Here is a 14,082-nt window from a genome sequence, read left to right as displayed (position 1 = left end):
ATTGTACGAATTTAAAAACACTTAGTCATCTCTCGCCATGCCGTTAATCACAATATTGTTGTAGCTGACCATACCGACCACCTTACCATTTTCAATCACCGGAGCTCGGCTAATACCAAAACGTTCAAACAACCTCGCACAATATTTCACATTCATATCCGGAGATACAGATAACGCTGGTTTTGTCATGATTTCATAGATATTGACTCGCTGTGTAGCTCGGTTTTGAGCCAATACTTTTTTAGCGATATCATTCATCAACACAATCCCATACTCATCATCTTCGTGTCGTTTATCAACGATTAACGCTTTGACTTGACTTTGTTTAGCTAAATGAATGCCTTCATGCACCGTCGTTAAACCATCGACGATAACGTAAGTATTAGCCATTACATCTCTAACTCGGATCTTATTATGCAAACTCATAGCTCTTCCTCAACCACTTTAGTTAATGTTGCGACTTGATGAGCAACACCGACGGCATCTTCAATATCGATTTGAATAGCAATACCCTGCCCTGACTCTTGGTCAAACTCCCCAACATCATTAATCGTTTCTAAAATGTGGCGAGCGAGGTGTTCTTCGACCACAAACAACACCACATCTTTTTGCACATCCAATGTTAAGCCAAAGAAGGTTCGCTTTTTATTTAACCCCTCTCCCCTTGCATTATTGATAACCGTCGCCCCTGTAGCGCCGGCATTACGCGCAGCGTCTAGTACAATATCGGTTTTGCTGTCTTCAACAAAAGCCAGTATCAGTTTAAAGCGCATTTTCTTTCTCCTTTGATGACGCAGCTTTATTTAACCATTGAGTTATCTGCGCATAGCCCATTACAGAGATAATCGGAAATAGACTGGCAAATGCAATCAGTCCAAATCCATCAATCATAGGACTTCTTCCTGGAACGGTCGAAGCCAAACCCAAACCCAATGCGGCCACAATTGGCACGGTTACGGTTGATGTTGTCACACCACCAGAATCATAAGCTAATGGCACAATAAGCTTAGGAGCAAAAAAGGTTTGGATCACTACCACCACATACCCGGCAATGATGTAGTAATGGATGGGGTCACCAACCACGATACGATAACTGCCAAGTGAAATTCCAAAAGCAACCCCAAGAGCAACCGCGATTCGCAAACCATTAACGCTAATACTGCCACCGGATACCTGGTTTGCTTTAATCGCGACAGCAATTAAAGATGGCTCGGCTACCGTGGTACTAAAACCAATACAAAACGCAAATAGATAGACCCAAAAATAGTCAAACCAATGTAGGGAACTACCCATACTAATTTTAAATTCCGCGAGAAATTGAGGGGCAGTTAACTGCTGCGCCATCGTCTCCCCTAAAGGGAATAAGGCCAATTCAAGTCCTAAAAGGAATAGAGTCAAGCCAATGATAACGTAACAAAAACCTAAAATTACTCTTATCGGACGCACGATAGGTTTGCGTAATACAGCAAACTGGAAGCCAAAAATAATCGTGACAATGGGAATGACATCCAAAATAGTGGAACCTAGCATGTCGAAGAACAGGATTAATGCATTCATGCCAGCACCATCCCATAAACCATGACAAACATCATCGGTAGTAATGAGGCAAAAGCAATCAAGCCAAAACCATCAATCATTGGGTTTCGTCCCTTGATGGCAGAAGCGAGACCTACCCCTAACGCTGTCACCAAAGGAACCGTGATGGTCGAAGTGGTGACACCACCCGAGTCATAAGCAATACCGATAATATTTTCAGGCGCAAAAGCGGTCAGAATGACGACACCAACATAACCACCAATGATCATGTAATGAATGGGCCAGCCTTTCAAAATACGCAACACCCCTAATACAATGGCGATTCCTACAGAAAACGCGACGGTGAGTCTTAGACCATTGGCATAATCGTCCATACTTTCAACTGATGCAGTGATCACCCCTTCGGCTGCGGCCACATTCGCCGCCTCATCTGCCACAGCAGTTAAAGCGGGTTCAGCAATCGTGGTACCAAACCCTAAGAAAAAAGCAAAGGTAAGTAGCCACGCGACACTTCCTTTTCTCGCAAAGGCTTGCGCCATTGACTCGCCGATAGGGAATAGCCCCATCTCTAATCCAAAAATAAAAAACGTCAACCCCAACACAACCAGCACTAAACCAACAATGATTGGCAGCCAATTGGGCAGTGGTTCTTGTAATACAATGAGTTGGAAAAACACAATAACGGCAACTATCGGCAGCAGATCTCGCAAACTTCCTATCATCGCTTTAAGTAGCGCCACCATCGAGTCCATTCATTCCTCCCGTGTTTGATATCTTTGTTCATAATGACAAATCAAGACTGATGAGAGTGTGATATGGGTTACGAGGCGCAGAAAAAAGTGACCAAATGTTACAAAGTTTGTCATTTATCACTGTCATTATTTAACGTATGCTGAAATAGGCCTGTTGAATGTTAAATGTTCAAAACAATTGAGTTGCAGCAATACTCTAATACTTAGTAGGAATCGCGACCACCTTCTATCATGGATAACCCAAGAGGTAGTGATATGAAAATACTATTAACTGGCGGAACTGGTTTTATCGGTAAGGCATTGATAAAACAGATTCTGGCCCACGATATACACATCCTAACCCGTAATATTCCACGCGCTAAAGAGCAGCTCAAGCACGTTGATAATAGCAATTTCACCTATTTAACATCGCTATCAACATTAAAAGATCTCAACCAATTTGACGCCATTATTAACCTAGCAGGTGAACCTATCGCCGATAAACGTTGGACCCCAAAACAGAAAAAAGCGATATGCGCTAGCCGTTGGGAAATCACAGAACAATTAGTTGAATTGATCCACGCTAGCACCGAACCACCGCACGTTTTTATCAGTGGTTCTGCAGTGGGGTATTACGGAGATCAACAATCACATCCTTTCGATGAGACCTTACACGCCCACAGCGACAATTTTCCTCATCAGGTATGCGCTAAATGGGAGCAAATCGCCCTCAAAGCTCAATCAGAAAGAACCCGAGTTTGTCTATTACGAACTGGCATAGTGCTAGCGACCGAAGGGGGAGCGCTAGCGAAAATGTTGCCACCTTACAAGTTAGGGCTTGGTGGCCCGCTAGGCTCCGGAGAGCAATACATGCCGTGGATACATATGCTGGACATGGTAAGAGCCATCACCTATTTACTGGAAACTCAGCATGCGCAAGGTGCTTTTAACCTGTGTGCACCACACGCCGTTACCAACAAGGTTTTTAGCCAATCATTAGCGAAAACGCTAAACCGACCTCATCTATTATTCACACCTAAATGGCTAATGAACATCATTTTGGGAGAGGCTGCTGTGTTACTTTTTGATAGCATCCGGGCAAAACCAAAAAAACTGACCGAACTTGGCTTTCATTTCCAATACTCACATATAGAACCTGCGTTCAAAAACATTCTAAAACGCAACCTTTAGGAACTGGTATGAAGAAAGCAATATTGATAACAGGCTGCTCAACTGGCATTGGGTATATGGCAGCGCATTCCTTACAGCAACGCGGCTATCATGTGATCGCTTCATGCCGGAAATTGGAAGATGTCGAAAAGCTTCGTCAAGAAGGGTTAACTTGTATCCAACTCGATTTACGTTGTGAGAAAAGCATTACAGAGGCTGTTACTCAAACGATGGATTTATGTGATGGAAAACTGTACGCGCTATTCAATAACGGAGCTTATGGTCAACCAGGAGCGATTGAAGATCTGCCAACGGCAGCTTTACGTGAACAATTTGAAACCAACTTTTTTGGTTGGCATCAACTCACAACAGAAATTATCCCTCACTTTCGCAAACAAGGAGAAGGGAGGATCATTCAAAATAGCTCAGTGTTAGGTTTCGCAGCGATGAAATATCGCGGAGCTTACAATGCTTCCAAATTTGCGATTGAAGGATGGAGTGACACCTTACGTCTTGAACTTAGAACAACCAACATACTAATCAGCATTATTGAGCCAGGGCCAATCGAAACTTCATTTCGTGCCAATGCGCTTACAGCGTTTAAGCATTGGATTGACACCCAAAATAGCGTTCACAGCACTGTTTATCAAAGTCAAATTCAAAGACTCAATGGCGATAAATCAAATAACGCCTTTGCTTTACCAGCCAAAGCTTGCCTCCCATATCTCCTACATGCACTTGAATCATCGAAGCCGAAGCTTCGTTATCGCATTACCACTCCAACAAAAGTGTTTGCAATCCTTAAACGAGTGGTTCCTAATCGGTGGTTAGATCATCTCTTAGATAAAGCGGCATAAATGACCAACTTGTCATTTTTTCGTAACATTCAAGTGACATCATGCAGCTCTGGACATTCCAGATACCCTAATACTAAGCGTTGCATGTGGTACGACAAATATGACATTACACCAATTAAATTGGCTCAGTGTCGGTGTTGCGCTGACTTTATTATTAATACTATAGACACCTTTGCTTGCTCTCTTGTTAAGAGACAAAAACGCTGCAGCCTTGTGGCGTTTTTTGTTTTTCCCCTTGATATTTCAACTTTTAACCCTATCTCTTAGCTATAGACCTAACACAGCAAAGGAACAAACAATGCTATCTCCTTACATTGTTGAAGTGAATCAGAATAACTTTAGAGAAGTGTTCGAGGGCTCGGTAAATACTCCTATTTTATTTCATTTTTGGGCACCAATGAGCCAAGAAAGTGCGCAGATCATTCCAGAGCTGCAAACCCTCACCCAACAATACAATGGTGCTTTTACCTTAGCACTATTAAATTGTCAGGAAGAACAAGCCGTTGCTGCGCAGTTTGGCGTACAAACCTTGCCAACCATTGCACTTTTTATCAACGGTCAAGCGGTGGATGGCTTAGGCGGACCTCAAACTATTGACGCGGTTAAAGAGATGCTAAATAAGCATTTGCCGAGCCAAAGTGAGGTTGATTTAAAGAACGCTTTGGAACTAATTCAACAGTCTCAACACTCTGACGCCCTGCCTTTGCTATTAAATCTGCCACAAGAGATAAAGGAAAAGGGTGAAGCCAAACTCGCCCTTGCGGATGTTTTTTTGGAAACGCAGCAATACGATGCGGCAGAAGCGGAATTGCAACACATCCCGTTAGAATATCAAGATAGCTATTACAAAGGATTAGTTGCCAAACTGGAACTGCATAAGCAAGCCGCTGATAGCCCAGAAATACAAGCGTTAGAGGAAAACTTTGCAGCGCAACCTGATAATGCTCAGCTAGCAAGTGAACTTGCACTTCAGTATCATCAAGTCAGCCGAGATGAAGAAGCACTAGAACTTTTATGGTCTTTTTTAAAGAGCGATCTCAACTGCTTAGATGGTGAAATCAAAAAAGTCTTTATGGATATATTGAGCGCTTTAGGACAAGGTAATAGCCTCGCCGGTTACTATAGAAGACAACTATATTCATTATTATATTAATAATATCAAACAATTAAGGCTGGGATTTCCCAGCCTTAATTGTATTATAACTAAACAACTTGAAGTAGTAGTCTAGCGGTAAGCGGGTTCATCCTCATGAGCATAGATAAACGATACGATTTATTTGAAAGAACGTAGCCAACACCACAGCAGCTTCAAGTAGGAAAGGTATAATGCAAAATAGAAAAAGTAGCACTCCCAAGCTTGGATGAATAATATCAACAACCACCAAAGCTAGGAGAATCAATAATCAAAAAGGATCAGTTATGGCTTTAGATTCAATCGTTGCCGTTGGCATATTCGTATTCGTTGTTATTGCTTTTATCTTTGCAGCAGTGAAAACGGTTTCTCAAGGAAGTAATTGGACAGTTGAGCGCTTTGGTCGCTATACCCATACTCTACAACCTGGCTTAAATATTATTATTCCCTTTGTTGACAAAATCGGACAAAAGATCAACATGATGGAACAAGTGTTAGATATTCCCGCCCAAGAGGTGATCTCTAAAGATAATGCCAATGTTGTGATTGATGCAGTTTGCTTTGTACAAGTGATAGATGCCGCAAAAGCCGCTTATGAGGTAAGTGAACTACAACACGCCATTCGAAATTTAACACTGACTAACATGCGTACAGTACTAGGCTCAATGGAGCTCGATGAAATGCTTAGCCAGCGTGACATGATCAACACAAAACTGCTCTCTATCGTTGACCAAGCCACTAACCCATGGGGAGTTAAAGTCACTCGTATCGAGATAAAAGATGTTCAGCCACCAGCCGATCTAACTGCAGCAATGAATGCGCAGATGAAGGCTGAGCGTAATAAGCGGGCAGACATTCTAGAAGCAGAAGGGGTACGCCAAGCTCAAATTTTACGTGCAGAAGGCCAAAAGCAGTCTGAAATATTAAAGGCGGAAGGTGAAAAGCAAGCAGCAATTTTACAAGCCGAGGCTCGTGAACGGGCTGCCGAAGCGGAAGCGAAGGCAACTGAAATGGTGTCAAACGCCATAGCACAAGGCGACATGCAAGCTGTGAATTATTTCATTGCGCAAGGTTATACTGATGCCTTAAAAGCGATTGGCCAAGCAGAAAATGGGAAGATCATCATGCTACCGTTAGAAGCTACGGGACTAATGGGGTCCGTTGCTGGGATCGCTGAAATGTTCAAGCAACCATCCGTAAAAGATAAGTAGGTAACCAAGTGATAGAACTTATACAACAAATCAATTACTGGCACTGGCTAGCGTTTGGTTTGGTGCTCGTGGCGCTAGAACTACTCGGTACTGCCGGCTATTTTCTTTGGCTCGGTATCTCAGCAGTACTTGTTGGAGTGATTTTCGCCATGTTACCCATCAGCTGGCAGCTGCAGTGGCTAACCTTTGCCAGCTTCTCTTTGATCACTACATGGTTATGGTGGAGAAAACAGTTTAAGTCTGATCATGACAGTGACAAATCGCGCAAACTTAACCAAAAACAGAAACAACTGATTGGACAAACTGCGCGGCTAACAGAAGATGTTCAACAAGGGACGTTTCGCCTAACTCTCGGAGATACCACCTGGACAGCGCAATGCAAGCAAGACATCGCAGCGGGCAGTTTAGTCAAAGTCGTCGAAGTTGATGGCATTGTTTTGATCGTTGAGCCGCAATAAACGAAAGGCGACTATTTGTCGCCTTTCGTTTTACAGCACTGCCCTTTCAAATTATCAATGATTGGGCAATCGCTCCCCTCATCACCAGGACATTCGTTAATCCATTCTTCCAGTTGTTCTCTAATTAACTCCAATTCGGCGAGTTTTCGTGAAACATGCTGCAGCTTTTCTTTGGCCTTTTCTTTGACTGAAAAGCTGGTTCTAGACGGGTCATTAGCTAAAGCAAGTAAAGACTTACACTCTTCCAAACTGAACCCAACACGTTTGCTGCGCGCAATCAGTAAAAGATCATCTACATGCTCTTGTTGATAGTGACGATATCCATTTTCTGACCTTAGCGGAGGGGTAATCAACCCTTTTTCTTCATAGAGTCGAATCGATTTGGCACTTAATCCCGTTAATTGAGCGACTTGGCTAATATTCATGTTAAAAATTCAATGAAAAAGGCATGTTGATAAACATGCCTTTATTACCATGAGAAAGCAAGTCGATTACTATTGATTCAATAACCAGCTTAGAATTTGAGATTTTTCAGATTTATCCGCTTTTTCATACCAGTAAGAAAGCATTTCTAAGGGCTTACTTTCAGTTTTTAGTGCTTGGTTGATAGAAGAGCGATTGACAAAAGCCCAATCTGCAAATGCTTTTTGCTCGCTTACCGATGCTTCAGCAAACCAATATTGAACCATTTCTACTGATTTTGCAGTGCTCGCAGTAACTTCAGCTTGAACCTGCGCTGTAACGGTGGAAGGCTGAGATACCCCACCTAACACATAATTGGCTTCTTCAATAACCGCTAAAAAATAGGCTTTGGGAACAGAAAATTCAACCTTATTTTTATTCGTAGACGAATTCAATGTAAACACTATTGAGTCATCTGTAGTTTGCTGTATGAATTCTGGTGAAAGTGGAAACTTAAACCACTGCGTTGTAGTACAGTGCTCTGTGCATGTTTCAGCTAATGGGCGATAAGTATCTAATTCTAGGTGTTGTGATAAATAGGTAACTGTCTTGAATTGGTCGTAATTCTTAAAGTAAGTAACATTCATATCCACATAAGAACTGTCAATATTCTTTTCGGCCGTTTTAGGAAAATTACCCACATAGTTCAATTCAGATTTTACAATATCGGCCCCTAAAAGTGCTTTTGTTTCAGGAGTAATATCTTTCGCTACAACTTGAACATAGTTGTGCCTTTCTTGGATATTTTTTGCGACATCATTAAATGTACTAGAACTGTCTAAATTACTGCATCCAACCGCAACCATAGCAGTTGAAAAAATTATCGAAGCTCTAAATAGATTCATCATAATTATCCTTTATATTCGAGCAAAAACACCGGCACTAGGCCGGTATTTTAATTAATGAAAGGCAATACACGTAAATTAGAAACCGTATTCTAGACCTACACGTACAAATGCTTTCTTATCATCAGCATTGTATGCATCATGCTGGCCTACACGTAAGTAAGGTACAAAACCATTTTTAACATACATTAACTGGGCTGACAAAACTTCATCAGCATCATCTTGTTCTACACCTGCAATTTCCGATTCAAGGTTAGCGGCATAGCCTACTTTAACACCCCAAGGCCCATTCCAGTATTGAGCAATGATTGAGTATTGACCTTGCTCTGCTTCTTTTCCTGCATTAGCGTAATGCTTAGAAACACCTTCGGTATACTTATAAGCACCAGCTAAACCGAAACCTGCTGGTAGTGGCAATTCAAAACCTACGATATATGCGGTTGCATCAGCAGCAGCTTTAATGTCAGCTTGCCCATCTTTTTCTAGTGTAACTTGGTATTTAGAGTTATTTTCATAACCTACATGGACAGTCACGATGTCCGCTGCATTGTAGTGCACCGCTGCGCCAAAGTGGTTTGAATCTTTTGTACCCACATCACCACGGCCAGCAGAAAGGTTAAATGTAAAACCACTGAAAGAAGGAGAATCATAACGAGCAATATCACCTTTACGATCATAATGACCTGCTACATCACCACCCCAGTCGAATACACGACCTAGACCTGGGTTAGAGTATGGCCAGTCAACGATTTCGTACAAAGGTGTAAGCATACGACCAAAACGCAATTTACCCCAATCACCTTGTAGACCAAGGAAAGTATCACGAGCACCGAGAGTACTACCTTTACCGTCTTCACCAACATAACCAGATTCGATTTGCATAAAAACATTTACATTATCGAACATATCTTTGCTAGCGCGAAAACCAATTCGTGATTCATTTTCGTAGTCGTAGCCATTGCTATCTTCTTGATAAAACGCTGAAATTGCCGCAACACCATAAGCTTGAACATTGAAATCAGAAAGAACACCAATCTGGCCTGTCTCTTCTGCTGCGAAAGCACCAGTTGAAGCGATTGCTACTGCTGCACCTAGCAGAGTACGTTTAAACATTTTGTCCATGGAAAAAACTCCTAAAAATGGATATAGCTGCTTTTTATATTTCTCACCTTAAGTTGGCCGCCGAAGGGAGAAATCATTTCCTATGTTGAAAACCTAAATTAACCTTTAACTTTTGATTTTCTATTTCCTGCATACACACCGTGTATCCATGCTTAATAGACTAACTTCGCAGCGAAAAACATCAACGAGAACTTAATTTTTACCTGAAAAAATATGAGCCACAGCAAACTTTAGCCAAGTAAGAGATCGAGATCTAATAAATAGTAAAACCCGAACACATAAAAAATAAAAGATATAAAAAACAACATGTTGGGTGTTTTTCCATTTCAATTAACTTGAAGTGGCTCGCAATAATCACGAGAAAGTAGAGGAGAGAATTTTTAGTAACAATGGATAAAAGCACAATAATGTAAGAATTAAAACAAAAAGGTAGAATGCTTTTTTTTATAAAAAATTAAGCCTCAATTAGAAAAATTGAGGCTTAATTACATACAGGGAGGAAATGAAAGACTAGGAATCCATCATGGAGAGTAAATCTTGCTCAGTGCGAATTTCAATGCCAAGTTCTTGTGCTTTGGCCAGCTTAGAGCCTGCCGCTTCACCGGCAAATAATATATCTGTGTTCTTGGAAACACTGCCAGTCACTTTTGCTCCCAGAGCTTGCAGAGCAGCCTTGGCATCACTTCTTGACAACTGAGATAAACTTCCTGTCAATACAACAACCTTACCTAAAAGTGGTTGAACGCTATCCTCACTCGGCTTTACAACACTTGGCCACTGAATACCTAACTCCATTAATTCTTCAATGACTTTTTTGTTTTTATCTTGCTCAAAAAAAGAAGTGATGTGACTCGCAACAACTACACCTACATCTTGAACTTCAAGTAGCTCATCAAATGTCGCTTGGCTGATATTGTCTAAAGTTTCAAAATGCAGAGCTAAATTTGCAGCCGTGGCCTCCCCTACTTCACGAATACCGAGAGAATACAAAAAGCGAGCGAGAGTGGTGAGTTTTGATTTTTCTAAAGCATTGACAATATTTTGCGCCGATTTGGGACCCATACGTTCTAAAATAGTCAATTGCCCCGCTTTGAGTCGAAAAAGGTCGGCGGGTGTTTTTACCATCTCTTTATCAACCAACTGCTCGATGACTTTAACACCTAATCCATCAACATCTAGCGCTTTACGTGATACGAAATGTTTAAGCGCTTCTTTACGCTGGGCCTGACAAACTAAGCCACCAGTACAGCGAGCTACCGCTTCACCTTCAACGCGTTCAATCTCTGAATTGCATACTGGGCAATGGCTGGGAAAAATAATATCTCTTGCTGATGCAGGACGTCGGTCTAAAACAACGGAAACGACTTGCGGGATCACGTCCCCCGCACGACGAATCGTGACACTATCACCGATTTTGACTCCCAAACGTTCAATTTCATCGGCATTGTGTAACGTGGCATTACTAACGGTAACCCCACCCACAAAAATAGGTTCTAGTTTAGCCACTGGTGTAATCGCGCCGGTTCGTCCTACTTGGAACTCAACATCATTAAGTACCGTAATCTCTTCTTGCGCAGGGAATTTATACGCAATCGCCCATCGTGGTGCTCGAGCAACAAAGCCCAATTGTTGCTGAGCTTGGATATCATCCACTTTGATGACCACGCCATCAATCTCGTAAGCTAACTGCTCACGACGGGTTAAAATACTTTGATAATAGCTTTTAACTTCATCGAGCGAATTCACCAAGCGTGTCTCAGGACACATAGGCAAACCCCACGCTTTTAATTGCAAAAAGCGTTGATAGTGGCTCAGTGCCAATTCAGCCCCCTCCACAACCCCCACGCTGTAAGCATAAAAATTAAGCGGGCGTTTTGCCGTAATTTTGGAGTCTAACTGCCTTAAACTGCCTGCCGCAGCATTTCTAGGGTTAACAAAAGTTTTATCACCCGTTTTTAGCGCTTGCTGATTCAAACGTTCAAAACCAGCTTTGGGCATAAAGACTTCTCCACGCACTTCTAGGCGAGTAGGCCACCCTTCCCCCTGTAATTTCAGAGGAATCGCGCTGATAGTTCTGACATTCTCAGTAATGTTTTCTCCTGTCGTACCATCGCCACGCGTTGCAGCTTGGATCAAAACACCATTTTCATACAATAAACTTACCGCTAAACCATCTAGCTTAGGTTCACAGCAAAACGCATCTAGCTCAGTCGTAGCTAAGCGGTCTTGTATGCGCTTGTGGAAAGCATCCAACTCATCATCATCGAACGCATTATCCAAAGATAGCATCGGTATTTCATGTTTAACTTGCTCAAATCCATCAAGAGGCTTACCACCGACTCGCTGGCTTGGTGAGTCTAAAGTAATGAGTTCAGGATGTTGAGCTTCCAACTCAAGTAACTCACGCATAAGCCGGTCATACTCTGCATCTGGAATTTCAGGGCTATCTTCAACGTAGTAACGTACCGAATGGTAGTGAAGCGTTTCACGCAACTGATTTAATTGGTTTTGAATTGTTTGAGTCATAATTCTCTCGGATCATGAAAAAAGGCTCCGACGAGGAGCCCTTAGTGGTCTGTTTTTTATTTACGCGCTACGAGCGTTTTTAAATTCCTGTATCTGACGACGGTATGCTGCTAAGCGGTCTGGAGTCATCAGGTTACGAGCGTCATCAAGCACATTACCGCCAAGATCATCGGCAATTTGTTGCGCGGTTTTGAGCATCAATTTAAAGTTTTGGTCCGCTTCACCGTAGCATGGCAGAGTCATGAAAAATGAAATACCTTGTGTAGTGAAATCAGCAGGATCGTTATGCTCCAGTGTTCCTGGTTGCATCATATTAGCAACACTAAATAATACTTTACCTGTCCCTGAAAGATCAGCGTGTCGATGGAATATATCCATATCACCGTAGAGCAAACCATTTTGCTGCATACTATCAAAAAGCTTAGTACCAACAAAAGGTTCATTCGTTGCACAATGTACATTAAGTACTAGCACTTCCATATCTGCGGGTTGTTCATCTGCAACTTCAACTTCTTGGCTCTCTTGCTCAACGTGAGCAGTATCTTGAACAATAACCGGTTGCGGAGCTTCTGATACAGAAATTGAAGGAATATCCTCAATCTCATCAACAGTATCTACTGCAACCATCTTTTCAGGATAACCATCAATTAATGGATCAACTGTTTCACTGAAGTCAGGCTCTTTGCGTTCTTTTCGGATAATCTCAAAATCATCTTCTGGAGCAAACGAACGTTGCGGTGAAGAGACGGAATCATCGTGATCAATATCGATTTTCCCGAGAGGCTTGTCGCCAAACTTCGATTTCCCTTCTTTCTTACTGGTCCAAAGGCCGTGGAACAGTAGAGCGGCTATCGCTAGCGCGCCAACAATGATGAGTACGAATCTCAATTCCTGCATTTTTCACTCTCAGTTTCTCGATGTATTGTTGTTCGTTGCTGTATATCGCTGAACTGAACGTATCACCAAGGTGGATTATTCGGTCTATTCAGGTACTTTACCAAAACTTAGTACCGATTTAGAACAACTTAATGTGAGAAGTTCCATACATGATGTGATTTTCACCACGCTTTTCTTCTTCGATAGGTTGAGTAGAATAGCTTTCACGCTATTCATTGATAAAATTTTGTATTGGAAATGATATGACACATCAGCAACGCTCTGGCTTTGGTTACTTCTTCTTTGGGCTTGAACTGGCTCTTACCCCGGGAATTCGTCGTTTTGTTTTACTCCCTTTACTCACCAATATTATTTTGGTTGGTGGTGCACTTTTTTATCTATTCAGCCACTTGGATACTTGGATTACCCAGTTGATCGGCCAAATACCAGACTTCCTATCTTGGCTAAGTTATATCCTCTGGCCATTATTAGCGATTACTATCCTAGCTACGTTTTCATACTTTTTTAGCACGCTAGCGAACTTTATCGCGGCTCCGTTTAATGGTTTACTTGCTGAAAAAGTAGAAGAAAAGCTTATTGGCGCCCCCGTTAATGATGATGGCTTGATGTCTGTCATCAAAGATGTGCCAAGAGTTCTTGCTCGAGAATGGCGTAAGCTACTTTATACGCTACCAAAAGCGCTTGGCTTGTTTTTATTGTTGTTGATCCCAGCGTTAGGACAAACCGTCGGCCCCCTACTATGGTTTATGTTCACCGCTTGGATGTTGGCCGTGCAGTATTGTGACTACCCCTTCGACAACCATAAAATCAGCTTTGATCAAATGAGACACAATTTGAAACAAAAACAGGGTAAAGCCTATAGCTTTGGTATTTTGGTGTCGGTGTTTACGACCATTCCTATTCTTAACTTAATTGTTATGCCTGTTGCAGTTTGTGGTGCAACCGCTATGTGGGTTGCCGAATTTAAGAATAAACTATGTTAAAACAAGCTCCAATCGAGATAGATTGGTTTACCTAACCCTCTAAACACCTTGGAGTTGCACTTAAGTGAGAGCTCATTTGCATACGCAAGCTATGTGATTGAGGAATCAACGTCGTCGCAACTTCAAGTAGGAAGGATATATAACTTATAACT

Annotated in this window: 15 protein-coding genes; 6 read left to right on the top strand and 9 right to left on the bottom strand. The window is 42.0% G+C overall.

Annotated elements, in window-relative coordinates; translation table 11 throughout:
- Positions 1-21 precede the first annotated feature (21 nt).
- From EYW48_RS15400 to EYW48_RS15385, 4 genes are read right to left on the bottom strand one after another with little or no spacing between them, the layout of a single operon-like run.
- A complete protein-coding gene (locus tag EYW48_RS15400; RefSeq protein WP_053310246.1) occupies positions 22-426 on the bottom strand; it encodes a CBS domain-containing protein in 405 nt (134 codons plus the stop codon).
- Complete coding sequence (locus EYW48_RS15395; RefSeq protein WP_053310247.1) at positions 423-773, bottom strand: P-II family nitrogen regulator; 351 nt, start codon at positions 771-773, stop codon at positions 423-425. Before EYW48_RS15395 ends, EYW48_RS15400 begins: the two co-directional genes overlap by 4 nt.
- Positions 763-1,557, bottom strand: a complete 795-nt coding sequence (locus tag EYW48_RS15390; RefSeq protein ID WP_168522907.1) for a DUF1538 domain-containing protein — start codon at positions 1,555-1,557, stop codon at positions 763-765. Before EYW48_RS15390 ends, EYW48_RS15395 begins: the two co-directional genes overlap by 11 nt.
- A complete protein-coding gene (locus tag EYW48_RS15385) occupies positions 1,554-2,288 on the bottom strand; it encodes a DUF1538 domain-containing protein (protein ID WP_053310249.1) in 735 nt (244 codons plus the stop codon). Before EYW48_RS15385 ends, EYW48_RS15390 begins: the two co-directional genes overlap by 4 nt.
- Before the next feature lie 255 nt (positions 2,289-2,543).
- Here EYW48_RS15385 and EYW48_RS15380 point away from each other — a divergent pair, with 255 nt between their 5' ends.
- From EYW48_RS15380 to EYW48_RS15360, 5 genes are all read left to right on the top strand, one after another.
- Entirely contained in the window at positions 2,544-3,458 is a 915-nt protein-coding gene (locus EYW48_RS15380) for a TIGR01777 family oxidoreductase (RefSeq protein ID WP_171980420.1), read from the top strand.
- Positions 3,459-3,466: 8 nt separating this feature from the next.
- Positions 3,467-4,294, top strand: coding sequence for an SDR family oxidoreductase (locus EYW48_RS15375; protein ID WP_277432639.1), 828 nt, complete (start codon positions 3,467-3,469; stop codon positions 4,292-4,294).
- 298 nt (positions 4,295-4,592) lie between these two features.
- On the top strand, positions 4,593-5,447 hold the full coding sequence (locus EYW48_RS15370; protein WP_176246301.1) for a co-chaperone YbbN: 855 nt from the start codon (positions 4,593-4,595) through the stop codon (positions 5,445-5,447).
- Positions 5,448-5,713: 266 nt separating this feature from the next.
- Positions 5,714-6,637, top strand: coding sequence for an SPFH domain-containing protein (locus EYW48_RS15365; RefSeq protein ID WP_053310252.1), 924 nt, complete (start codon positions 5,714-5,716; stop codon positions 6,635-6,637).
- Positions 6,638-6,645: 8 nt separating this feature from the next.
- Entirely contained in the window at positions 6,646-7,095 is a 450-nt protein-coding gene (locus EYW48_RS15360; protein ID WP_053310253.1) for an NfeD family protein, read from the top strand.
- Positions 7,096-7,106: 11 nt separating this feature from the next.
- Here the strand turns inward: EYW48_RS15360 and cueR are convergent, their stop codons facing one another.
- From cueR to zipA, 5 genes are all read right to left on the bottom strand, one after another.
- On the bottom strand, positions 7,107-7,520 hold the full coding sequence (gene cueR / locus EYW48_RS15355; RefSeq protein ID WP_168522918.1) for a Cu(I)-responsive transcriptional regulator: 414 nt from the start codon (positions 7,518-7,520) through the stop codon (positions 7,107-7,109).
- A gap of 69 nt (positions 7,521-7,589) precedes the next feature.
- Positions 7,590-8,405 carry a hypothetical protein gene (locus EYW48_RS15350; RefSeq protein ID WP_171822914.1) on the bottom strand — a complete coding sequence of 272 codons (816 nt, stop codon included), beginning with the start codon at positions 8,403-8,405 and terminating at the stop codon, positions 7,590-7,592.
- 75 nt (positions 8,406-8,480) lie between these two features.
- Positions 8,481-9,524: a chitoporin gene (gene chiP, locus EYW48_RS15345; protein ID WP_171980423.1), complete on the bottom strand. Its 1,044-nt coding sequence runs from the start codon at positions 9,522-9,524 to the stop codon at positions 8,481-8,483.
- A 510-nt stretch (positions 9,525-10,034) separates the two neighbouring features.
- On the bottom strand, positions 10,035-12,050 hold the full coding sequence (gene ligA, locus EYW48_RS15340) for an NAD-dependent DNA ligase LigA (RefSeq protein WP_277432638.1): 2,016 nt from the start codon (positions 12,048-12,050) through the stop codon (positions 10,035-10,037).
- 60 nt (positions 12,051-12,110) lie between these two features.
- Positions 12,111-12,947: a cell division protein ZipA gene (gene zipA, locus EYW48_RS15335; RefSeq protein ID WP_171980425.1), complete on the bottom strand. Its 837-nt coding sequence runs from the start codon at positions 12,945-12,947 to the stop codon at positions 12,111-12,113.
- 242 nt (positions 12,948-13,189) lie between these two features.
- Here zipA and cysZ point away from each other — a divergent pair, with 242 nt between their 5' ends.
- Positions 13,190-13,930 carry a sulfate transporter CysZ gene (gene cysZ / locus EYW48_RS15330; RefSeq protein ID WP_171980426.1) on the top strand — a complete coding sequence of 247 codons (741 nt, stop codon included), beginning with the start codon at positions 13,190-13,192 and terminating at the stop codon, positions 13,928-13,930.
- Positions 13,931-14,082 lie beyond the last annotated feature (152 nt).

The organism is Vibrio sp. 1180_3, from assembly GCF_029478545.1.
Taxonomy (GTDB): Bacteria; Pseudomonadota; Gammaproteobacteria; order Enterobacterales; family Vibrionaceae; genus Vibrio; species Vibrio aestuarianus.
This window is presented reverse-complemented; position numbering and strand designations above follow the sequence as displayed.